At 60.5% G+C, this 20,261-nt stretch carries 25 protein-coding genes and 5 pseudogenes; 15 read left to right on the top strand and 15 right to left on the bottom strand.

Annotated features, from left to right (window positions below):
• Positions 1–3 precede the first annotated feature (3 nt).
• Together cysW and ACGI6K_RS08220 are read left to right on the top strand one after the other, a co-directional pair.
• Positions 4–876 carry a sulfate ABC transporter permease subunit CysW gene (gene cysW / locus ACGI6K_RS08225; protein ID WP_376946063.1) on the top strand — a complete coding sequence of 291 codons (873 nt, stop codon included), beginning with the start codon at positions 4–6 and terminating at the stop codon, positions 874–876.
• A 3-nt stretch (positions 877–879) separates the two neighbouring features.
• Positions 880–1,851: a sulfate/molybdate ABC transporter ATP-binding protein gene (locus ACGI6K_RS08220; RefSeq protein ID WP_376946061.1), complete on the top strand. Its 972-nt coding sequence runs from the start codon at positions 880–882 to the stop codon at positions 1,849–1,851.
• 108 nt (positions 1,852–1,959) lie between these two features.
• Here ACGI6K_RS08220 and ACGI6K_RS08215 read toward each other — a convergent pair whose 3' ends face one another.
• From ACGI6K_RS08215 to ACGI6K_RS08205, 3 genes are all read right to left on the bottom strand, one after another.
• On the bottom strand, positions 1,960–2,880 hold the full coding sequence (locus ACGI6K_RS08215; RefSeq protein WP_376946059.1) for a bestrophin family protein: 921 nt from the start codon (positions 2,878–2,880) through the stop codon (positions 1,960–1,962).
• A gap of 899 nt (positions 2,881–3,779) precedes the next feature.
• The gene (locus ACGI6K_RS08210) at positions 3,780–4,022 is read right to left on the bottom strand and encodes a DUF6566 family protein (RefSeq protein ID WP_376946057.1); all 243 of its coding nucleotides are present in this window, start codon (positions 4,020–4,022) and stop codon (positions 3,780–3,782) included.
• The gene (locus ACGI6K_RS08205; RefSeq protein WP_376946055.1) at positions 4,015–4,392 is read right to left on the bottom strand and encodes a hypothetical protein; all 378 of its coding nucleotides are present in this window, start codon (positions 4,390–4,392) and stop codon (positions 4,015–4,017) included. Before ACGI6K_RS08205 ends, ACGI6K_RS08210 begins: the two co-directional genes overlap by 8 nt.
• A gap of 269 nt (positions 4,393–4,661) precedes the next feature.
• On the opposite strand from ACGI6K_RS08205, the gene ACGI6K_RS08200 reads away from it, so the two are divergent.
• Positions 4,662–5,078 carry a hypothetical protein gene (locus ACGI6K_RS08200; RefSeq protein WP_376946053.1) on the top strand — a complete coding sequence of 139 codons (417 nt, stop codon included), beginning with the start codon at positions 4,662–4,664 and terminating at the stop codon, positions 5,076–5,078.
• 37 nt (positions 5,079–5,115) lie between these two features.
• A complete protein-coding gene (locus tag ACGI6K_RS08195; RefSeq protein ID WP_376946154.1) occupies positions 5,116–6,387 on the top strand; it encodes a cation:proton antiporter in 1,272 nt (423 codons plus the stop codon).
• Positions 6,388–6,846: 459 nt separating this feature from the next.
• Here the strand turns inward: ACGI6K_RS08195 and ACGI6K_RS08190 are convergent, their stop codons facing one another.
• From ACGI6K_RS08190 to ACGI6K_RS08175, 4 genes are all read right to left on the bottom strand, one after another.
• Positions 6,847–7,236, bottom strand: a complete 390-nt coding sequence (locus tag ACGI6K_RS08190; RefSeq protein ID WP_376946051.1) for a hypothetical protein — start codon at positions 7,234–7,236, stop codon at positions 6,847–6,849.
• A gap of 1,123 nt (positions 7,237–8,359) precedes the next feature.
• Positions 8,360–8,647, bottom strand: coding sequence for a 3TM-type holin (locus ACGI6K_RS08185; RefSeq protein ID WP_376946152.1), 288 nt, complete (start codon positions 8,645–8,647; stop codon positions 8,360–8,362).
• 6 nt (positions 8,648–8,653) lie between these two features.
• A complete protein-coding gene (locus ACGI6K_RS08180; protein ID WP_376946049.1) occupies positions 8,654–8,803 on the bottom strand; it encodes a hypothetical protein in 150 nt (49 codons plus the stop codon).
• 121 nt (positions 8,804–8,924) lie between these two features.
• Positions 8,925–9,170, bottom strand: a complete 246-nt coding sequence (locus ACGI6K_RS08175) for a hypothetical protein (protein WP_377968491.1) — start codon at positions 9,168–9,170, stop codon at positions 8,925–8,927.
• A gap of 294 nt (positions 9,171–9,464) precedes the next feature.
• Between ACGI6K_RS08175 and fldA the strand changes: the two genes are divergently transcribed.
• Together fldA and ACGI6K_RS08165 are read left to right on the top strand one after the other, a co-directional pair.
• On the top strand, positions 9,465–9,947 hold the full coding sequence (gene fldA, locus ACGI6K_RS08170; RefSeq protein ID WP_376946047.1) for a flavodoxin FldA: 483 nt from the start codon (positions 9,465–9,467) through the stop codon (positions 9,945–9,947).
• Positions 9,926–10,297, top strand: a complete 372-nt coding sequence (locus tag ACGI6K_RS08165; RefSeq protein WP_061291965.1) for a DUF2023 family protein — start codon at positions 9,926–9,928, stop codon at positions 10,295–10,297. The genes fldA and ACGI6K_RS08165 overlap by 22 nt, the downstream gene beginning before the upstream one ends.
• Positions 10,298–10,456: 159 nt before the next feature.
• Here ACGI6K_RS08165 and ACGI6K_RS08160 read toward each other — a convergent pair whose 3' ends face one another.
• The 4 genes and pseudogenes from ACGI6K_RS08160 to ACGI6K_RS08145 form a co-directional block, all read right to left on the bottom strand.
• A complete protein-coding gene (locus ACGI6K_RS08160) occupies positions 10,457–10,888 on the bottom strand; it encodes a hypothetical protein (protein ID WP_376946045.1) in 432 nt (143 codons plus the stop codon).
• 119 nt (positions 10,889–11,007) lie between these two features.
• Positions 11,008–11,403 (bottom strand): annotated as a pseudogene (locus ACGI6K_RS08155) (hypothetical protein); the annotation flags it as partial.
• 44 nt (positions 11,404–11,447) lie between these two features.
• Complete coding sequence (locus ACGI6K_RS08150; protein WP_376946043.1) at positions 11,448–11,735, bottom strand: helix-turn-helix domain-containing protein; 288 nt, start codon at positions 11,733–11,735, stop codon at positions 11,448–11,450.
• A gap of 34 nt (positions 11,736–11,769) precedes the next feature.
• On the bottom strand, positions 11,770–12,057 hold the full coding sequence (locus ACGI6K_RS08145) for a type II toxin-antitoxin system RelE/ParE family toxin (RefSeq protein WP_376946041.1): 288 nt from the start codon (positions 12,055–12,057) through the stop codon (positions 11,770–11,772).
• A gap of 120 nt (positions 12,058–12,177) precedes the next feature.
• Between ACGI6K_RS08145 and ACGI6K_RS08140 the strand changes: the two are divergent.
• The 4 genes and pseudogenes from ACGI6K_RS08140 to ACGI6K_RS08125 all read left to right on the top strand — a co-directional run.
• Positions 12,178–12,261: pseudogene (locus ACGI6K_RS08140) on the top strand (transcriptional regulator); the annotation flags it as partial.
• A gap of 215 nt (positions 12,262–12,476) precedes the next feature.
• On the top strand, positions 12,477–12,611 hold the full coding sequence (locus ACGI6K_RS08135; protein WP_376946039.1) for a hypothetical protein: 135 nt from the start codon (positions 12,477–12,479) through the stop codon (positions 12,609–12,611).
• A gap of 12 nt (positions 12,612–12,623) precedes the next feature.
• Positions 12,624–12,794, top strand: a pseudogene (locus tag ACGI6K_RS08130) (helix-turn-helix domain-containing protein); the annotation flags it as partial.
• A 120-nt stretch (positions 12,795–12,914) separates the two neighbouring features.
• Entirely contained in the window at positions 12,915–13,310 is a 396-nt protein-coding gene (locus ACGI6K_RS08125) for a hypothetical protein (protein WP_376946037.1), read from the top strand.
• Between the two features lie 187 nt (positions 13,311–13,497).
• Here ACGI6K_RS08125 and ACGI6K_RS08120 read toward each other — a convergent pair whose 3' ends face one another.
• Positions 13,498–13,875, bottom strand: a complete 378-nt coding sequence (locus tag ACGI6K_RS08120) for a type II toxin-antitoxin system VapC family toxin (protein ID WP_376946035.1) — start codon at positions 13,873–13,875, stop codon at positions 13,498–13,500.
• Entirely contained in the window at positions 13,872–14,117 is a 246-nt protein-coding gene (locus tag ACGI6K_RS08115) for a type II toxin-antitoxin system Phd/YefM family antitoxin (RefSeq protein WP_376946033.1), read from the bottom strand. The genes ACGI6K_RS08120 and ACGI6K_RS08115 overlap by 4 nt, the downstream gene beginning before the upstream one ends.
• 49 nt (positions 14,118–14,166) lie before the next feature.
• Between ACGI6K_RS08115 and ACGI6K_RS08110 the strand changes: the two genes are divergently transcribed.
• From ACGI6K_RS08110 to ACGI6K_RS08100, 3 genes and pseudogenes are all read left to right on the top strand, one after another.
• Complete coding sequence (locus ACGI6K_RS08110) at positions 14,167–14,991, top strand: IS5 family transposase (RefSeq protein WP_376946031.1); 825 nt, start codon at positions 14,167–14,169, stop codon at positions 14,989–14,991.
• 14 nt (positions 14,992–15,005) lie between these two features.
• Positions 15,006–15,632 (top strand): annotated as a pseudogene (locus ACGI6K_RS08105) (restriction endonuclease); the annotation flags it as partial.
• A 163-nt stretch (positions 15,633–15,795) separates the two neighbouring features.
• Positions 15,796–16,742, top strand: a protein-coding gene (locus tag ACGI6K_RS08100) for an IS630 family transposase (RefSeq protein ID WP_394543735.1) whose coding sequence is annotated in 2 segments (ribosomal slippage) — positions 15,796–16,135 and positions 16,135–16,742 — 948 coding nt in all. Because the reading frame shifts where the segments join, the coding sequence is not laid out codon by codon here.
• 115 nt (positions 16,743–16,857) lie between these two features.
• Here ACGI6K_RS08100 and ACGI6K_RS08095 read toward each other — a convergent pair.
• Positions 16,858–17,538 (bottom strand): hypothetical protein, encoded by a 681-nt coding sequence (locus tag ACGI6K_RS08095; protein ID WP_376949170.1) that lies wholly within the window; start codon positions 17,536–17,538, stop codon positions 16,858–16,860.
• Between ACGI6K_RS08095 and ACGI6K_RS08090 the strand changes: the two are divergent.
• Both ACGI6K_RS08090 and ACGI6K_RS08085 read left to right on the top strand, forming a co-directional pair.
• Positions 17,525–17,855, top strand: a pseudogene (locus ACGI6K_RS08090) (copper-transporting ATPase); the annotation flags it as partial. The gene ACGI6K_RS08095 and the pseudogene ACGI6K_RS08090 overlap by 14 nt on opposite strands.
• A gap of 119 nt (positions 17,856–17,974) precedes the next feature.
• The gene (locus tag ACGI6K_RS08085; RefSeq protein ID WP_376949168.1) at positions 17,975–19,639 is read left to right on the top strand and encodes a methyl-accepting chemotaxis protein; all 1,665 of its coding nucleotides are present in this window, start codon (positions 17,975–17,977) and stop codon (positions 19,637–19,639) included.
• A gap of 69 nt (positions 19,640–19,708) precedes the next feature.
• Here ACGI6K_RS08085 and ACGI6K_RS08080 read toward each other — a convergent pair whose 3' ends face one another.
• Entirely contained in the window at positions 19,709–20,107 is a 399-nt protein-coding gene (locus ACGI6K_RS08080; RefSeq protein WP_376949166.1) for an efflux RND transporter permease subunit, read from the bottom strand.
• Between the last annotated feature and the right edge of the window lie 154 nt (positions 20,108–20,261).

Below are 20,261 nucleotides of genomic sequence, written 5' to 3'. Positions count from 1 at the left end.
GCCATGTCATCCATAACCTTGAACGCGGCCGCTTCCGCCAATGCCGCCCGCCGCGGTAACGTCCTCGGCCGCCGCCTGCTGATCGCCGCCGCCTGGCTGGTGTTCGCCGTGTTCCTGCTGCTGCCGCTCTACATCGTGCTGAGCGAGGCGCTCAAGCTCGGCTTCGGGGCCTTCTTCGACGCCTTGCTGGAACCGGACGCCATCTCCGCCCTCAAGCTGACCCTGCTCGCCGTGGGCATCTCGGTACCGCTCAACTTGGTGTTCGGCCTGGCCGCCGCCTGGTGCGTGAGCAAGTACGAGTTTCCCGGCAAGACCCTGCTGGTGACCCTGATCGATCTACCGTTCTCGGTTTCGCCGGTGATCGCCGGCCTGATCTACGTGCTGCTGTTCGGCGCCCAGGGCCTGTTCGGCGACTGGCTGAGCGAGCACGACATCCAGATCATTTTCGCCCTGCCCGGCATCGTCCTGGCGACCATCTTCGTCACCCTGCCCTTCGTCGCCCGCGAGTTGATCCCGCTGATGCAGGAACAGGGCAGTCAGGAAGAGGAAGCTGCGCACCTGCTCGGCGCCAACGGCTGGCAGATGTTCTGGTACGTCACCCTGCCAAACATCAAGTGGGGCCTGATCTACGGCGTGGTGCTCTGCACCGCCCGCGCCCTCGGCGAATTCGGTGCGGTGTCGGTGGTTTCCGGTCACATTCGCGGTTTCACCAACACCCTGCCGCTGCACGTCGAGATTCTCTACAACGAGTACAACCACGTCGCCGCTTTCAGCGTCGCCAGCCTGCTGCTGGTCCTGGCGCTGATCATCCTGCTGCTCAAGCAGTGGAGCGAAGCCCGTCTGTCCCGCCTCAAGTCCGATGCTGCCGAGGAGTAAGCCATGTCCATCGAAATCCGCAACGTCAGCAAACACTTCGGCGCCTTCCAGGCCCTCAACGACATCAACCTGGACATCCACAGCGGCGAACTGGTCGCCCTGCTCGGTCCCTCCGGCTGCGGCAAGACCACTCTGCTGCGGATCATCGCCGGCCTGGAAACTCCGGACAGCGGCAGCATCGCCTTCCACGGCGAGGACGTTTCCGGCCATGACGTACGCGATCGCAACGTCGGCTTCGTATTCCAGCACTATGCGCTGTTCCGCCACATGACGGTGTTCGACAACGTTGCCTTCGGCCTGCGCATGAAGCCCAAGCGCGAGCGACCGAGCGAGCAGATCATCGCCGACAAGGTCCATGAGTTGCTGGCCATGGTGCAGCTCGACTGGCTGGCCGACCGCTATCCCGAACAGTTGTCCGGCGGCCAGCGCCAGCGCATCGCTCTCGCCCGCGCGTTGGCGGTGGAGCCGAAGATTCTGCTGCTCGACGAGCCCTTCGGGGCGCTCGATGCCAAGGTGCGCAAGGAGTTGCGCCGCTGGCTGGCGCGCCTGCACGAGGAGATCAACCTGACCTCGGTGTTCGTCACCCACGACCAGGAGGAAGCTATGGAGGTGGCCGATCGCATCGTGGTAATGAACAAGGGGGTGATCGAGCAGATCGGCGCACCGGGCGAGGTCTACGAGCATCCGGCGAGCGATTTCGTTTACCACTTTCTTGGCGACTCCAACCGCCTGCATCTAGAGGGCGGGCAAATCCTGTTCCGCCCTCACGAGGTTCTGCTGTCCCGCGAGGCGGTGGCCGAATACCACGGCGCCGAAGTGCGCGATATCCGCCCGCTCGGCGCCATCACCCGGGTGACCCTCAAGGTCGATGGTCAGAACGAGCTGATCGAGGCGGAAGTGGTCAAGGATCACAACACTCTGGTCGGTTTGGAGCGCGGGGAGCGGCTGTTCATCAAGCCCAAGGCGAACGCCTGAAGCTCCCGCCCAGCCCGGATGGCATGGGCCGGGCGGGGAACTCTCCTGGAAACACGACGGGCGGGGTAGATCACCCCGCCCGTTTTTTCATGCTGCGGTAACCGCCCGTCAGAGGCGCTTCAGCTCGCTGCCCACCGGAACCAGTTCGGGCGAGCGCTCCGCGGTGGCATCGCGCAGCATCGACTCCAGGTTGCGCTCGATGTTCTGGCACAAGGCTTCGGTCTGGATGCGGTGTTCGCTGTTGCGGAAGGGACTCTGCAGGTCGCTGCCGACCCTTTCGATGGCCAACAGCATGAAGCCCGCCACCGTCGAGGCCAACGGCGTATACCAGCCGAGGGTTTCCAGCAGGCCGATCGGCATGATCAGGCAGAACAGGGAGATGAACAGCCGCGGAAAGTACACATAGGGATACGGCAGCGGCGTATTGGCGATCCGCTCCATGCCGCCCTGACAGTCGGACAGCACTACCATAGTCGACTCCAAGCGGGACAGGCGCATGCTGTCCAGCCGCCCGGCTTTATACTCCTTGGCCAGCAGGGCTGCGGAACCGTTCAGGATGTCGTTGGGGAAGTTGTTGGTGTGGTGGCGCCGGTCGAATTCCTCGGCCGGGATCAGCGCCTGGACATCCTCGCCGCTGGGCGCGCCCTTCAGGTGCGCCGAGAGGGCCTTCACGTAGGCCACGTGGCGACGCAGCAGTACGGCCTTGACCGGGTTCATGCCATAGGCATCGTCGATCAGGGTGAGCACTTGGCGCGCGAAGCTGCGCGAGTTGTTGGTCATGGTGCCCCACAGGGTTCGCGCCTCCCACCAGCGGTTGTAGGCACTGGAGTTGCGAAAACTGGTCAACACCACCAGCGCCGAGCCGAGTAGTGTCAGTGGCATCGAAGGGAGATCTATGCTCGGACTCAGCATGAGCATGTAATACACGGTGATGAAGATATCCCACAGCAACAGCCAGAACAGCGACCAGCCAACATAGGTGAGTGTTTTAATCAGGTATTGGCTTTTTCGGATAAAGGCGTTCGACACAAGTGCATCTCGATTAAGAAGAACAATGAGGATTCGACCATCGAACGGTAGCTCGATATCACTGCAACCCCATGTCCTGTCGACAGGTAGCGCTATTAATGATTAACGAATTGATACACGTCAAGGATGTTACCTACGACCTATGCCTCAATCCATGCTAGCCGGTGAGCCAACGCATTCCCCTGCTTCGAAGCAGTATTTTCCGAGAATTCATACGCAACCAGCCAAACACAAGACGATCCTTGCTTTCGTCGACGAATTTCTTATCGCAAGCGCAACCAGCCGGCGGCATGCTCCTGCTGGACTCTACAACCAGAGAATGAGCGACACCACCCCTGGCAGAAACATCTGCAAACAATCTTGGCCACGCAACTCATTGCCTGGCTGCGCCGAAAGGTTCAAGACCTCGAAACGGCAAGCTGGATGCAACTCCGGTTCCATCCCATCGAAACAAGTAGGAAAAGGTTCGGCATCGGCAACCAAGGCAGCCTCTCGCATCGGCGATGCACGTCCCCTCGTGACCGATATTTATCTCCTTGGTGCCAGATAATATCGCTCGATGAACAATACATGACTTGTGGACTCTGGAATTCATCCTCATCCATACTCACCATCGACGAAAATGGAATGCGGGCGGATGCTGGATCGAGAACTTCGCATATTCCGGTTGCAACACCCGAAGTAAGCCATCTCCGCATGACACTCGTGGACTGAAGACAGGACTTCACAGGTGCATATTCGTGGTAACGGGGCCCGGTCATCGCCCGCTTTGGCGATATCGAACCAGACCCCGGACGGCAGGAAGGCGCCTGCGCCCCGGCCCTGCTGGTCATCGCTATGCAGCTAGGCCCCGGGCCAGAGCCGCAATGGCGGGAGATGGTGGCAGGAAATACCTGTCGTCAATGCCGGGCCAGCCTGTCGATGAGCGCGCGGCAATGCCGGAACCCGGCTTCGCAGGCCGCCTCGATGCAATCCCAGGAACAATCGATATCGGTTTTTCGGGAGGTGAACATTTCCTTGTCCCGACGCACGCTGGCTCGGATGGTCCACTTCCGCTCCAGCCCGCGGTATGGCTCGACAGCCATATCGAATCCTTTGTACTTCTGCACGTAAACAGCAACATCGGCACCTTTATTATTCATATTCTCTCCGTGATAGTGAGGTTGGCCCGTCGAAACAGGCGGATAGGCACTCACAGCGCGAAAATCCTGCCCTAACCAAGGTTATGTGGCAAGCACACAGCAAGAGCGGGATCAGCCATGGCCTGCCCGTCGAAGGCGAGCCGGACGACGTCAAATCCAGCGAGCGCGGACGATTGCCTTGGATCTCCGGCTGATCGCTGATAGCGGAGACGTGATCTGGCAAGCGGCGCTTCTCCGGTTCGCCGTTGTCGGTGCGCACGATGCAGACGCGGTCGTTACCACCCGGCACCTCCTGACCGGAACCGCCGAACGGCACGCCGACAGCGACCGGTTTTCGGTGGGAAATAATGATGTCGGCTTCGTATCCCATCCGGTATCTGCCTGCGAAGTGCCCGGGACCGATGGCCTCGCCCGCCCACGCACCTCTCTCGCCCGGCTTCTACCGCGCATTGACTTCAATCACATCGCTTGCGTACATCGGTCGAGTATTGGCTCAAGTCAAAAATTCCGTACTCAGGGTACCGTAGGGTGCCGGCTCGGACAGCCCTGTACTATGTGCCTGACCTGCGCAGCACAACGACGTTGACCGCCGCCCTTGCCCGCCCACTCCCCCATCAAGCCAGGCCTGGAGGCACACGGATGAATAGCCCCCTGATGCTCATGATTTCCATTCTGGTCTACTTGATCCTGTCCACCATGGTGATGGATCTATTCATGGAACTGATAGCCCATGTTCTGCAAGCCAAGACCGGTCCCGATCCAGAAGAAAATACGAACGAACCCCGGCCGATCACGCCGCAACAAGATGAGCGAAGGCTAAAAACCCTTGCCGAGCACGCGCCCGATACGCGACAGGACGATAGTCCCTGTCTTCCCCCAGCGTCCGGCCCCGGATTCAATCCCGGTATCCGCCTGGCTATTTCCACTTTCCGACTATGTTCTCGGCGTGATCGCAGTCACCCGTTTCCAACCTCCGGCGATCCTGCCTGCCCGGTCCGGGCCATTCCTTTATCTGATTACCCGACGGTTTTATATGAAAAAAACATGAATACATAAGATAATGTTTAGCGAACTATCTAAGAGGAAATGCTCAATGCTGGACCTTGCGGCGGCGTTCATCGCGCTGACAACGCTTTTCACTTATCTCAACTACCGCCTGATCCGTCTCCCTCCGGCAATCGGAGTCATGATTGGAGCCCTTCTCCTCTCGCTGCTCGCTTATGGCCTGTCGGCGCTGGGTTATCCGGTACTCGAGCTGGAAATCCAGGAAATGATCCGCCGGATCGATTTTTCCGACATTTTGATGACCTGGTTCCTGCCCGCGCTGCTGTTTGCCGGTGCCCTGCACGTCAATCTGGACGATTTGCGTAGCTACAAGTGGCCGATCACCTTTCTCGCCACGGGCGGCGTATTGATCGCCACATTCGTGGTCGCCGGCCTGGCCCATTACACCTTTACCCTATTCGGCTGGCAGGTCAGTTTCATTTACTGCCTGCTGTTCGGTGCACTCATCTCGCCGACCGATCCCATCGCGGTAATGGGCATTCTTAAAAGTAGCGGCGCTCCTAAACCGCTGCAGACCACCATCGTTGGCGAATCGCTGTTCAACGACGGAACCGCTGTGGTGATGTTCAGCATCCTGCTGGGCATCCTCATGATCGGCCACACCCCGACGATAGGCGAAGTAAGTCTGTTGTTTCTCAAGGAGGCCATCGGCGGGATCGTCTTCGGCCTGCTGCTAGGCTATGTCGTCTATCTGTTGCTGTCCAAGGTCAACGAATTCCAGCCATCGGTCATGCTGACATTGGCCCTGGTTTTCGGCGGCGCATCGCTGGCGGCGAAACTGCATGTTTCGGCACCGATCGTGATGGTTGTCGCCGGTCTGATCATCGGCAACCATGGCCGCCATCATGCCATGTCCGAGGAATCGCGCCGCTATGTCGATGGCTTCTGGATCCTGATCGACGAAATTCTCAATGCCCTGCTGTTCGCCCTTATCGGCCTCGAACTGCTAGTGCTTCCTTTCACCTGGCTACATGTGGTCGCAGCGATCCTGCTTGGCGGAGCTGTCCTATTAGCCCGGGTGCTGACCGTCGGCCCGGGGATCGTTCTGATCCGCCAACTGAAGTCCGTGCAACTCCAGGTGGCTCCGGGAACCATCCGCATCCTGTCTTGGGGTGGCCTGCGTGGCGGGGTTTCGGTGGCACTGGCCTTGGCGCTGCCCCTGGGCCCGGAGCGCGACCTGCTGCTGACCCTCACCTACATCGTGGTGCTGGTCTCGATTCTGGTGCAGGGACTAACCATCGGACCGCTGGTAAAGTCATTGTATGGCAGCAATCCCGTCGAGGCCGAAGAAGCCCACTGAGCACCAAGTTCCGAAAGCGCCCCATGGAAGGGGCATTCGTTTTCTCCCTTGAAGCCAAAACCATTGCACGTCGTGTCCAGGCTTGCGGACAATCGATCGCTATCCGGGTACAGGGAGCGGCCCCCAGTCATCCCGCGGACTCTTGCACAGGGAGACAGGCTCTCCCAAACCTCGACAACATGGCCGCCCTGCTGATCCGCGACAAACGCTGGGTGCTGACCTTCGACGACAGGGGCGAACGCAACTCCGGGCCATCCCCAGCGGAGCCGACGTCTTCACTCCCGAATCGCTGCTGAATTGGATCCGCAACCCCTTCGGCGCCCACCGCGATTTCCTGCCGGTCATGCTGCAGGCCATCGGCGAACGCCTCTCCAACTCTTACGGCTGAATCGCAGGCATAAAAAAGAGCCCCCGCCGGTGTGGGGGCTCAGTGTTTCGACGTGTCGGCCGCTGTAGGGATCAGTGACTGTTGTAGGCGAAGTCTTCGGCGGTTTCGGGGGTCCAGCCGTACGGACGCGGGCGGTTGCCGTGGATCACGACCTTGTCGCCGGCAGAGAAAATGTAGTTCGGGGAACGGTATTCCTTGAGTTCGCCGCTGTCGGTACGCACCAGGTAGATGCGCTCGCTGGCACCCACGGCTTTCTGACCGGAACCGCCGAATAGTGCGCCAAAGCCCGCACCGAGTACCGCGCCGATCGGACCGCCGACGGCGCCGGCCATCATGCCGTTCATGCTGCCCGCAGCCTGGCCGGAGGTTTCGTCCGTCACTTCCCGGACGATTTCGGCGGCGTTGACGGTGCCGACGGTGAGCATGCCGATGGCCAGAGCCAGAATTCCGAATTTTTTCATGGCGGTTCCCTCAGAGCGAAACGAGCGGTCGTTACCAGTCGATTGAATCGAGACGGGTCGTGGCACCGTTACCGCCGTTTGTTCCGTCTTCTCTGAAACAAAAACTAACAACCTCATCGACATAGGTCAATAAAATAATTGCCTTTTTATGCTTAAGGAGAGGGTTTCTCGGCAGTCGGCGAGACAGCAATTCCCGCTGTGCTCTTCAAAGCGGACGGGCAAGCGACTGATCTACAAGGAAAAGCCGACTAGACTAGAACTTGCATCCTATTCCTGATGTTTCGACTCAACATGCTCGCTTCGGCGCGATCGCAGCCACTACTCCAGTGTTCGCAGCATTCCAAAGCTAGATGCCCCCACATAGAAAGACTTTTTAATGGCTTCTTGATACTATTCGATAAGCCGTCGGCAGATCGGCATGCCGAGAGCGTTAGCTGGCCATACGAAGAAGTTGGTTATCCGGGCCTGACGGCCTCGGTAAAGCGCGCATTCGGTTCGAGTAATCTGCAAGCCAGGGTCTATTCCCCTCACCTTGCCTGGTAGGCACGCCAGCGGCGACAGAGTGCCCGCCCGGCCGGCGTAACCGGCCATCCATTGCTACTTCTAGTGGCTCATCCTGCTCGGTGCCTTCCGTCGCGTCGTATCGCGCACCGTGCGCGACATTGGCTCAGGTCAAGAATTTCGACGCTTCCCTCCCCTAGGGTTCCGGCTAGAGCGGCCGTCCTGAGTGTCTAGACCCTTGCTGGTCCGCAGTAGCGCAACGAGAAGTATCAGTCGCCCCTCTTGCTCGTAATGCCCCCTCCACCACACCAACTTGGAGGCATACTCGATGAATAGAGTCCTGATACTCGCGATTGTCGTTCTGGTCTATCAGCTCCTGTCCGCCCTGGTAATGTTCCTGCTCATAAAGTTGATATCCCATACCTTGCAGAATCGGGCCAGCCTCGACGAACCCGAAGACGGCTCGAACGACCGTCTACCCGCCTTTCCACAAGCCGAGCGAGACCGGGAAATCCTTTCCACTCCCCTTCCCGACGCGAAACAAGACAAGGCTCCCCGTCGCCCCCACCCTACTGACCGCCTCCTTGGCTCCTTCTGTTCCCCTGGCGACTCATCCTCCCGATCAAGTATTGGACGTGATCACAGTCACCCGCTGCCGCCGCTCCAGCGTTCGTAGCGTCCCAAGGCCGAACAGCCCAAACAGTACCTCGTCGAGCAACGGTAGCGGCGGAACGCCCTGCACGCCGGCCACCGTCAGCACCCAAGGCAGCAGCGGACGCAACAGTAAAGTCGTAGGCCAGCCCGCCCCCACAGACATAGAAACATAGCCGGCCAGCGGCCGCCAACCCGACTTGAATGCGGATTGGCTCGCCGCCTCGACCTTGTTGATCTCGGCCTGTGCAAGACTGATCTGCGACTAAATATCCAAGTCCTTGAAGGCCCCTTCCTCCTGGAGCCTGAGCAACTCGATCTGCGCTTGGGACTTGGCTTGCGAGTCGGGGATGACGCGATCGAGCAGCCCCGAAATCGTCGGCAGCAGCGCCGTGGCGGCGGACAGCAGGCTCATGCCGGCAGCTCCCCGGCCAGTGCATCCATGGCCTGCGCATAGCAGGCATCCCAGCGGTTCCGGTGCAGCTTGCCGGGCCACCACGTCTGCACATACAGATCTCAGCCTCTAGCCACCTCGCTCACCGCCAGCAGCGGCGCCGGATCGGTCCACAGCAGCAGGCGGGCACGGTGCCGGCCGACGCCTCGACGCCACTCGCCTCGCAGACCGCCAGGGCATGCGGAGACTCTGCGGATGCACCAGCACGCCAAGCACGCTCGAACATCCAATAGCTGTGGGCGGGCCCGCCGATCTGGTGGCGGTGACGAAACGCGAATTCCTGCAAGCCGATGGCCAACAGCATGGTCTCGGCTTGGAGGCTATTCATCCGCCCCGGCAGCAGCGATGGCCGCGGCGCGGATCTTAAATAGCGTCATGGAAGATTTCCTCCTGGTATAAAAAAGCCCCGGCGGTTGTCGGGGCTCGGAAACAGGGAAAAAGCCGCGCACGGGTGGCGGCCTGGAAAGGCGTTCTGTCGTGGCTCAGACTTCCGCGCAGATAGAAATAACAAGCTATTGCAAATAATTCTTATTGATCATATGGTATCCAGGCGCAGCGGAACTGGTGATGGCCCATCCCGGGTCCGCTACAGAATTCCAACCAATCCCGAGTGAGTTGCAATATGAGCGTAACTATTGTTTATGGGTCCGACGGCGGCTGCACCAAGAAGATCGCTTCACGGATCGCCAGTAAAATCAACGGCCGTGTCTTGGATATCAAAAAGGCTCAAGTTTCTGATTTCGAAGACTGTTCCCTGCTGATCCTGGGCTGCCCGACTTATGGCGATGGCGATTTGCAAACGGATTGGGATGAGCGGCTCGAGTTGCTCGAAGAAGCGGATTTGAATGGCAAAACGGTAGCCCTGTTCGGCACCGGCGATCAGGAAAACTATCCCGGCTCCTTCGTGGACGCGATCGGCACTCTATACGATATCGTGGTAGAAAAAGGTGCCAACGTGGTAGGGCTCACGGATGTCGAGGGTTACGACTTCACCGGTTCGACCGCTGTGCGCGATGGCCGCTTCGTCGGGCTGGCCCTGGACGAAGACAACCAGTCCTCCCAAACGAACGCTCGGATCACGACATGGCTTGCTCAGCTCATGTAGGGGCCTGCTTCGGCCAGTACATCTATGAATATCGCAAGGGAGTGCGTCAGCTTTTCCTGCTTACCATGACCCCGCACGAGGCGATGGCACTCCAAAAGAGGCTGGAAAAAGAGTCCATCGACTGTTACGTGCAAGATGTCGGCATGACGAAGGTCAATGTGTTCTTTGGTCGCGGACCTTGCGTCGAGACCGTGCGCACCATCGTGACCAAACCCTTGCACGAGCTGACGCCGGAGCAAGATTTCATTCTTGGTACCTTACTGGGGTACGACCGCGAGCAGCAGTGCTTGCGGTTTCTCACCAGAGCAGGAAAGCAGCACCAGGACAAAGCCGCTGGCTGGCTGCATTGAACCCAGTTTCCCCCAACGTCCGGGGGATGCTTTTCGAGGTTTTCCGTTCTCCACCAGCGCTTAGCAGTTGCTTCAGGATGTGCCGATATCGGCACGCCGGATCTGGCCGGATCGGGAGTCAGAGCGACGCGATGACTCCTTTATATAAATAAGGGCGCATCACATAGTAGGTAGATCGATGACCTGGAGCGGCCCGTCTTTCTTCTTGCTCTTACTCTTGACGACTTTGGCCTTGCCGGCGGAAATCTCGTAGCTGTCCACCCATCCACCGCCCCAGTAGTTCCGGGTGACCGGCTCCACCAGGTAGTCGCCATCGGCGCCAACCTTGAAGCCGCTCAGGCGCATCGTCGTCTCGGCAGTGATTTTGGCCCGCCCTATCGATGTTAGCGAGCCGGACGCGGTGGCCCGGTTGAGTCCGTCGAGGCGCGCCTGGGCAGCGCCCCTGGTCGCCTCGGGGGTCGGATAGGTATGCCGGTCGACGTGCTCGCCACCGGTCTGCGCCGCCGTGCTATCCGGATTGAGTAGTTCGGTCACCACCGGCTGGCCGGTCTTGGTGTCGTGCGTCTTGGTCGCCGTGCTGGTCCGCGACAAACCCTGGGCAGAAGCATGCTGCTACTGATACCGCGCGAGGGCGGCAAGAGCCTGCCCGTAGTTACGCTGACTCCGTAGGACCTGAGCTGCTACAGCCTGACTTTCCCAGACCGGGCCAGCTTCGCCAAGGTGGCGCGTGGCTTTTCGTCGACGTCCGCCCAGCGGATGCGGGTGATCTCGTCCTGACGTCGCGTGCTGAAAAGTGCGAATCCGACGGACGGACGACGGCGTAGAATGTCTCCGAAGTGTTACAGCAACCTGTCCAGCTCATCCAACATAGGCCGTCGGTCGTGCTCCTCGCTTCTCAGGCTCACCCCGAGCTTCTTCAGCGTCCTGCGAGCGTCGGCCATCGCGTGCTGGTCGATCTCGTATCCTCACGCCGGCCTGGCTAAGGACAGCACCGCCCCCAGATGGACCAGATCATTGCTCACTATCTGCCCGAGCACGTGTCCGCCATCGTCGCCCATTCGCCACTGGGCGTACCGGACCAGTGCCTGACTCGTGATTTCGAGGTCGCGGAGTCTGGATTTGCGCCGCTGCCTACCCTCCGTGCTCGCCATCAGACCAGATGCACTTCCACCCGCTTGCCCAGTGCCGCCGCATACTTGCGTAGCGTGTCCAGACTGGGGGAATGCTTGCCCGAAGCCAATGCGTTTTCCAGCCGGGCTACCGCCGGGGCCTTGGTTCCCATGCGTTCGGCAACCTGCGCCTGGGTCAGGCCGGCTTCCCGGCGGGCGGCCAGCATCTCGTCCAGCAGGGCGAACCCTTCGCGGTTGAGCCGTTCGTATTCGGCGCGTACCTCGGGGTCCGCCAGGGCTTTGGCTTTGAGTTCAGCGTGCGTCAGCATATTGCTTCACCTCTTTCATTCTCGTTTCGGCCAGTCACCTTTCTTTGACGGGCGTCTTGTCTGTCTTCTTCACGAAGCTGTGTAGTACCACGATGCGCTTGTTTACCAAGGTGCAATAGAACACCCGCGTAATGCCTTCTGCCGCTTTCAGGCGTAGTTCGAACAAGCCGTATCCAAAAGCCTTGCTGTGTGGATCGCCCAAATTGGGACCGTGCAATTCCATGCAGTCGGCCAAGGCGAAATAGCGAGCGCGCAGGCCGGGCGGCAAGGCGAGCACATCGTCCTGGATGCTTTCGCTGTAGTAGGTAATGGTATAGTTCACGGCCGAAATAGTAACAAATATGTTATTGCTGTACTACATCTCTGGTGGCCCAGCGATCGCCGAGCAGGAAAAGCTGCTCAAGCAGGCCATCGCCGCAGAGCTGAAAAAGCGAGGTGCCAAGTGAAAAAGCGTGATTTGTTTGCCGAGCTGATGCAGGGCGTCGAAGAAATGGCCGCGCACCGCGAGGGCAAGATCGTTCTACGGTGGGAGGATGGCGCGGCGAAGTCGGAACAGACTGAGTGTGCAGATGGTGAGGACGATCAAGCCGATCGGGCTGCTCCCCGGCATGGCCGACAGGGCGGCCGCGATCTGTCAGGCAGTTCGGTAGGGTGGGTAACTCGCGCAGCGATTACCCACCGCTTGCATCGGTAGACAAGGCTGCGCCGTTGTCTACCCTACGCGCTTGAAGGAGGTACAAAATGCCTGACCTCAAATACCAACCCGTTCGCCACAACCATGAGCAGTTTCTGGATAAAGCCCGCACCCGCAAAGGCTTTACCGAAGCCTACGACGCTCTGGCCCTGGAATACCAACTGGCCGACCAGTTACTCTAAGCCCGTACCCGTGCCGGACTGACACAGGATGCGGTGGCCGAACGGATGGGGACGACCAAAAGCGCCATCTCTCGGCTGGAGTCTGCCGGTAAACATGCGCCCTCTCTAGCAACGCTCGAGCGCTATGCCCAGGCCGTAGGCTGCGAGCTGCATATCGAGCTTGTGCCGCAGAAGGTGAGGTGACTATCCAGGGCATATGGTGGGCAAGCAAAGCGTTGTCTACCCTACGTGCTCGCTCTCTTGATACACGGGCAACCAGTGGTGAATAGTGGCCGCCCTCTTAAACTCGACGAAGACATACCCATGCAATTGATCAGAAGCATTCCCCTGCTGTTGTTCGTTTTTCTGGCTTACAACGCGGTCATCTTGACCGGCACCGGCAACCTCGATGGCGTGCTGTTTCAAGGGACTTTGCTGTCCGGCGCACAATGGCTTTTCACCACTTCGGACTTGCTGTTGACGCTGGCCTTGGTCGCTCTGGGTGGCGAAGTAGTCAAGTCCACCCGCTCCGGCAATGCTTCGGTCATAGACCATGCCCTGTCCATGCTGCTGTTCGTGGCCTTCCTGGTGGAGTTCATAGCCTATAGCGCGGCGGGGACTTCGACGTTCTTCCTCATGACCCTCATGTCCTTCATCGACGTGCTGGCCGGATTCACCGTCACCATCTCCTCCGCCCGGCGCGACGTAGGGTACAACTGACGGAAACCTACTCCTGCCAGCGCTACTTTCCCCCGCTGCCGCCAAGTCGGCAGCCTGGGGAGGTTCCAAGGCGAACTCGCGCAGCGAAAAGCCTGAACCAGTGAGTTATCGATGCGCTGGACAGACAGGGAGGCGCATGCCTGAGTCAAGCAGCGGCATGTTAATTACGTAGAGCGCCCTTCTTTCGTTAAATCAACACCGCCAACTCCGTATAAGCCGCTACCTTGCTATCCGCCGTAAGTAGCTTCATCGGTTCGGCCTTGGCCACGGCTACCAACAGCCGATCAAAGGGGTCTTTATGGAGGGGTTCAAGGCCTAGTAAGGCAAGGGGGTGTTCTGCGGTCACGGGTAATTCCTGGATGCCCAGGTTTTGGCATTCCTCAATGACCTGTTCGAGCTGAAGATCCAGTTTGCCGAGATTCTGCTTGATGGCCATCTCCCAGAAGGAGGCGGTGCTGACGTAAATCTCGCTGGCTTTGCCCAGTAGCTTACGGGCTTTGGGGGTCAGCCTGGGGTCGTCGATCAGTATCCAGATCAGGATATGGGTGTCGATTAACAGCCTCATGCCGAACCCTTGCCTTCAAAACCGGCCAAGGCTTCGCTGGGCAGTTCGGCATCGAAATCATCGGCTACGCGAATCTGGCCTTTCAGGGTGCCGTAGCGCAGCCGGACAGGCTTGCCAGCAGCCACAAGGCGGGCCATAGGGCGACCGTGCTTGGCAATGATGATTTCTTGTCCATCGCTGGCGGCATCCACAAGGCGGGACAGGTTGTTTTTGGCATCGGCCAACGGGATGACTTCCATCATGCGCCCTATATTTAGCTATATTTAGCCAAATATCATAGGAAGTCAGCGGATGGTTCGCAAGGCTCTGTTGCTAGGTTCTGTTGACGTAAGCCCAGTGCTAAAACTGGGCTTTTGCCATGACCGACAGAAGCTGTCTGAGCGATACCGACTAGTCCCGTATCCAAAACCTGCTGGGCGCCACGAAGGGGATCCGGCTGACCCGTACTCTCGGCTGTCGCCGGTTCGTAGAAGCGGTGCTCTGGATACTGCGCAGCGGCGCTCAAGGCGGATGCTGCCTCGTTGCCTCGGCTCATGGAACAGCGTTTTCAAACGCTTCGCCCGCTGGTGCCAGCCCGGCGTCTGGGATCGGCTTCACTCGGTACTGGCTCGGGACGCCGACCTTCAACACGCCTGCATCGACAGCTCCGTCGTGCATGCCCATGCCTGTGCAGCCGGGGCGGCCTGCAATACTGCGGCCCAGGAGGCACTGGGGCGTTCGCGAGGAGGCTTCAGCAGCAAGATCCATGTGTTGACCGATGCGCTGGGATTACCGATTCGCTTCATCCTGACGAAAGGCCAAGCGGCCGATATCAGCCGGGCGATCCCAGTCATGGCGGGGATCGCCACGTCGGCACTGCTGGCAGACAAGGGCTATGACACCAACCAGCTTCTGGCCTGGCTGAAGGAGCGCCAGATCCAGGCCGTCATTCCCGCCAGACGGAACCGCATCGAGCAACGCTCCTGCGACTGGCATCTCTACAAGGAGCGGCACGTGATCGAGTGCCTGTTCGGCAAGTTGAAGCACTACCGGCGGATCATCACTCGCTATGAGAAGAGGGCCAGCCATTTCAAGGGAATGCTGGCTTTTGCGGCTGTTTTGCTATGGCTGAGCTGATACGTCAACAAAACCTAGTCAAACTCACCAAGTCTGCTTTCGACGTCGAATCCATCATCAACGCCGCAGGTGAGCTGAAGTATGTCAGCCAGATCAAGAAGGTGATCGCTACACAGCTAAGCGTGCCAGATGAAGACTTCGTAAAGCTGATCGCTTCCCGTGTTTATGATGGAATAATCACGCAGAAGGTACGTGACCAATTTGCTGAGCTGACGCGCAAAGCAGCAGCTCAATTCCTGAACGATCAAGTGAATGAACGACTGAAGTCAGCCATGAGCGGGAGCGTTAGCACTGTAAGTGTCGCGCCCGCAGAGGAAGGGAACCCAAGCCCCGAGAAGGTTGAAGAGGACAAGATAGTCACCACCATCGAAGAGATGGAGGGATTCCATATTGTGAAAGCGATCGTTCGCTCAGTCGTGGATGCCAAGCGTATCGTTCAGTGCAATACCTAAAGCTATTGCGGTGTCCTGTTAGATGATAATAATCGCAAGCCTATCTGCCGGCTCCACTTCAATCGCAACCAAAAATACATCGGAACTTTCGACAAAGAGAAAAATGAGACACGGCATCCCCTTGAAGCCATTGATGACATCTACAACTTTGCAGATCAGTTAAGGGATACTGTGGGTTTCTATTCCTAACATGTAATAACTTAGGTTGTCTATACATGTGGCGGTGGACAAGCATAGCGGCGTTGCCCACACTACCTGCTAGAGCATTTTTTGAAAACACGAATTCGACATACAGGGGTTGCTCTTCCTGGTCATTTCGGGCCTCCTCTCCCGCTCAGACAAGGAGACCAGAATGGCTCGAGCATACAGTGCCGATCTTCGCCGACGCGTCGTCGACGCGGCCATGGGCGGGCTGTCGGCTCGGCAGGCTGCCGAGCGATTCGACATCGGCACGGCGACGGCGATCGTCTGGGTACGGCGCTTTCGGGAAGGCGGGGAGCTCGTCGCCCGCCGACAGGGCAAGCCCCGGGGCTTGCGGCTCGATCCCCATGCGCACTACCTGCTCGGCCTGCTCGAGCAAACCCCCGACCTGACGCTGGCCGAGCTCGCCGCAACCCTCGAGCGGGAGCGCGGTATTCGGGTCAGCCTGGCGACGGTATGGACGTTTCTCGACCGGCACGGCATGACGTTCAAAAAAAGACCGCGCATGCGGCCGAGCAGCAGCGGCCGGACGTCCAGGCAGCACGACAGGAGTGGCTCGAGGAACAACCCGGCTTCGACTGGCGCAAGCTGATCTTCGTCGACGAAACCGCCGCCGCGACCAACCTGGCCCGCCTACGAGGCTGGGCCCCTCGCGGCGAGCGCTGCCTGGCCGCGGTCCCTCACGGTCACTGGAAAACCACGACCTTTACCGCCGGCCTGCGCGTGGATGGGCTAACTGCTCCGCTGGTGCTCGACGGCGCCATGAACGGCCCGGCCTTCCTGGCCTATGTCGAGCAGGTCCTGGTTCCCGAGCTGACGCCCGGCGCTATCGTGGTGATGGACAACCTGCCGGCCCACAAGGTGGCGGGGGTACGCCAGGCCATTGAAGGCGCAGGAGCCACACTGCGCTACCTGCCTCCCTATAGCCCCGACCTGAACCCGATCGAAAGGGCATTCTCCAAGCTCAAGGCGCTGCTGCGAAAGGCGGCGGCGCGGACCGTGCCGCAGCTGTGGCAGAGCATTGGCGAGGCGATTGCGCAGTTCTCGGCGCAGGACTGCAGGCACTACTTCGAGGGAGCCGGATATGAATCAGAATAAGGTAAAAATGCTCTAGTCGACCAGTAACCTACCCGCCAAGTCCGGTAAGGTGGGTAAGTCACGCAATGATTTCCCACCAATTGCATCGGTAGACAAAGCTGCGCCGTTGTCTACCCTACTTGCTGCCCTGCGTCTGCACTCGGGTACCAGGCGGCAGGTTGTTCATGTCCACGCGCACGAGCACCTCCTGCGGCTCGTTGCGCTCGGTGGTTTCAGCCGCGCGACCGACATCTACCGCTCGGCGCCCGATATCCGCAGCGGCCGCAGCCGTTCCTGTCGCCTCGGCTGCTCCGGCTGCAGGAGCCACGGCACCACCCTCAATGCTGAACAGCGACCGCATCCAGTCCGGCAACGCGCCTTTGACAGCCTGCGCCGCTGCGGAAATCTTCTCGCTCAGGATGGTGGCGATATCCCAGCCGGTGAAGTATTTCACCAGCCCGTTGAACGCCTCCATGATGAGCCCCACCGGATTGTACTCGCGCCATGCCGCCAGCAGGCCGTCCAAGAGTCCTTCCTTGAATGCGGCCCGCACATCCTCGCACTTCTGCGTCCACCAGGCGCTGATCTGGTCCCGGTTGTGCACCAGCGCGTATCCAGCAGCCGCAACCGCGGCCAGGCCAGCGACGATCCAGCCGACCGGCGTGGCCAGAATCGCGGTACCCAATCCATAGATCGCGGTGCCCAGCGCATAGATGCTGGTCAGCAGCCAGCCGCCGATCAGAGCGCCCAGCACGCCCAGCACCACATTCGCGCCAGCGGAGGGGCGCGCGGGTGTGGCCCCCCGGGTGGTGGCCATGGTGGGCGACGGCGTCAACGACGCGCCGGCGCTGGCCGCCGCCGACGTGAGTCTGGCCATGGGCAACGGCACCGACGTGGCCATGCATGCAACAGGCATCACCCTCATGCTCGGCGATCCGCGGCTGGTGGCCGCCGCGCTGGAGATATCGGACCGCACCGTGCGCAAGATCCGGCAGAACCTGTTCTGGGCCTTCGCGTACAAGGTGGCCGGCATTTTGCTGGCCGCGCAGGGCTATCTAAGCCCGGTCGTGGCCGGCGCGGCGATGGCGCTGAGCCGTTAGCGTAATGGCGAACGCATTGCTATTGAAGCGTTGACGGATGCGACAAATACCTACGCCGCATTCCGCCCGAGTCTGTCAAAATGCCACTATTTTGTTGCAAGCATCACCATCACCCCCTCGCCTGCGGGCCACGACAAAAGTAAGGATGACGACTTGAATTTATATTCGCTCATGCGGCTGTTCACCTTCCGGTTCAGGATGATCGGCGCTATCGGCGTGGTGCTGGCACTACTGGGGCTGCTGGGCGGGGCGGGCATGCTGGGCATGCTCCGCATCTACTCCATGAGCGAGGACTTCATTACCCACTCGTATGCCGAGGTGGGCCATCTGGCGGAGCTGCGCGGCGAGATGGGCACCATCCGCCAGGCCGAAAAGGACATGATCATCCAGTACGAGAAGCCCGAAGAGGTGAAGCAGGCTCACGTGCAGTGGCTGAGTGCGTTGGACCGTGCCAAGAAGGTGGCCCAGCGCTTCGAGCGCCTCTCCAGTATCTCGGACGTCAACTTCACGCAGGAGATCGTGCGCCACCTGAACAGCTACGGCGACCAACTCGACCACGTGGCGCGCCAGCTGGAAACCGGCGGCTATGCCTCCGCTACCATCGCCCACCGCATGAGCGACAAGGCGATAGCCGAGTTCGTCGAGGCCCACAAACTGCTGCAGGCGCTGAGCGAGCGCCTGCGCGTTGAGGTGGATAGCATCATCCGGAACCAGGAAGCCGCCGCGCAGCAGACCAAGTGGATGTTCCTGTTGACCGTGCTCATCTCCGTGGCCGTGGTGGTGCCGTCCACGTTGCTGAACATGGTGTCCATCTGCCGCCCGCTGTTGGCCGCGCGTGCTCTGGCCCAGTCCATCGCCAAGGGCGACCTGTCGCAGCGCATGCAGGTGGAAGGCAGGGACGAAGTGACCGACCTGCAGCGCTCCCTGGTGGAGATGCAGGACAATCTGAGCGTGCTGGTGTCGCAGGTGCGCGACTCCAGCGGCAACATCGCCACCGCCAGCCAGGAGATCGCCACCGGCAACCAGGACCTGTCGGCCCGCACGGAGCAGACGGCCAACAACGCCCAGGAGGTCGTGGCCTCGCTGGCGCAGCTCACGGCCACGGTGCAGCAGACGGCATCGTCCTCACAGGTGGCCAACCAGCTGGTCACGTCGGCCTCGGGCATCGCCACCCGCAGCGGCAGCGTGGTGCAGCAGGCCGTGGCCAGCATGCACGAGATCTCGGCATCGAGCCGCAAGATCAGCGACATCATCGGCCTGATCGACTCCATCGCCTTCCAGACCAACATCCTGGCGCTGAACGCGGCCGTGGAAGCCGCCCGCGCGGGCGAGCAGGGCCGTGGCTTCGCCGTGGTGGCCTCCGAGGTGCGCAGCCTGGCTCAGCGCAGCGCCGCCGCGGCCAGCGACATCAAGGAACTGATCGGCTCCAGCGTGGCGGCCGTGGACGGCGGTGTGCGCCATGTGGAAGACGCCGGCAAGGCCATGAAGGAGATCGTGGACAGCGTGCAGCGCGTGTCCGACATCATCGGCGAGATCAACTCCGCCGCGGCCGAGCAGGCCTCCGGCATCGGCCAGGTCAACAGCTCGGTGGGCGAGATCGACCGCATGACGCAGCAGAATGCCGCGCTGGTGGAGCAGTCCGCCGCCGCCGCCGAATCCCTGCGCGAGCAGGCCGCGCGCCTGTCGCAGGTGGTGCATCAGTTCCAGCTGGCCGATTCGGTCGCCCCGGGTGGTTACCGCGCCACGGCGCACCCGGGCGAGCCTGCACTGGTGGCATCGTTCGCCGATGGGGCGTCGCAGGTCCTGCTGGCTGGCTGACCGCCAGCGCTTTCCGCGTCTCCCCGCAGCACGGGCCCATCAGGGTCCGTGTTCTTTTGCGTTGCTCGATCAGTTATCCATTGCCCTGGGCACCACCTGAAGCCTATGAAACTGGCGCGGCCCCAGGCCAGCAGACGCCGTGGAACTGGCTTTGCCAGGCCACTGGCGTCCAGCCTCTCGCCAGAGTCGAGGGGCGTTCGCCCCGTCCATGCCCGCGCAGGCGGGCATGGAGCCGCGGCCCTCACTCCGCCCTGCCGGCCTTGCGCAGCAAGGCGAGAGCGTAGGGAAGGCCCGAAGGGCCTCCGGGGGGTCACCTCTTCGGGCCGAACCGGGCACGTACAGCGCCGGCACCACTACCAGCGTGAGCAGTGTAGCCATGACCAGCCCGCCGATCACCACGATGGCCTGGGGGCGCTGCGTTTTGGAGCCGATCTCGTGCGAGAGGGCCATGGGCAGCAGGCCCAGCATGGCAGCATTGCCGTCATCAGCACGGTGCGCAGGCGCTGCATGGTGATGCCGCGCGCGAAAAACTCGGTTAGAGAGGTGAGATAAATCGATCTCCGACCGATTGCACAATCCGCAAGAGAATTTCAAAAAAGCCCCGCGGGTTCGGCCTGGATAT

Source organism: Azorhizophilus paspali (assembly GCF_043587585.2).
Taxonomy (GTDB): domain Bacteria; phylum Pseudomonadota; class Gammaproteobacteria; order Pseudomonadales; family Pseudomonadaceae; genus Azotobacter; species Azotobacter paspali.
Note: the sequence above shows the minus strand (reverse complement) of the source record. Positions and strands in the feature narration are given on the sequence as shown.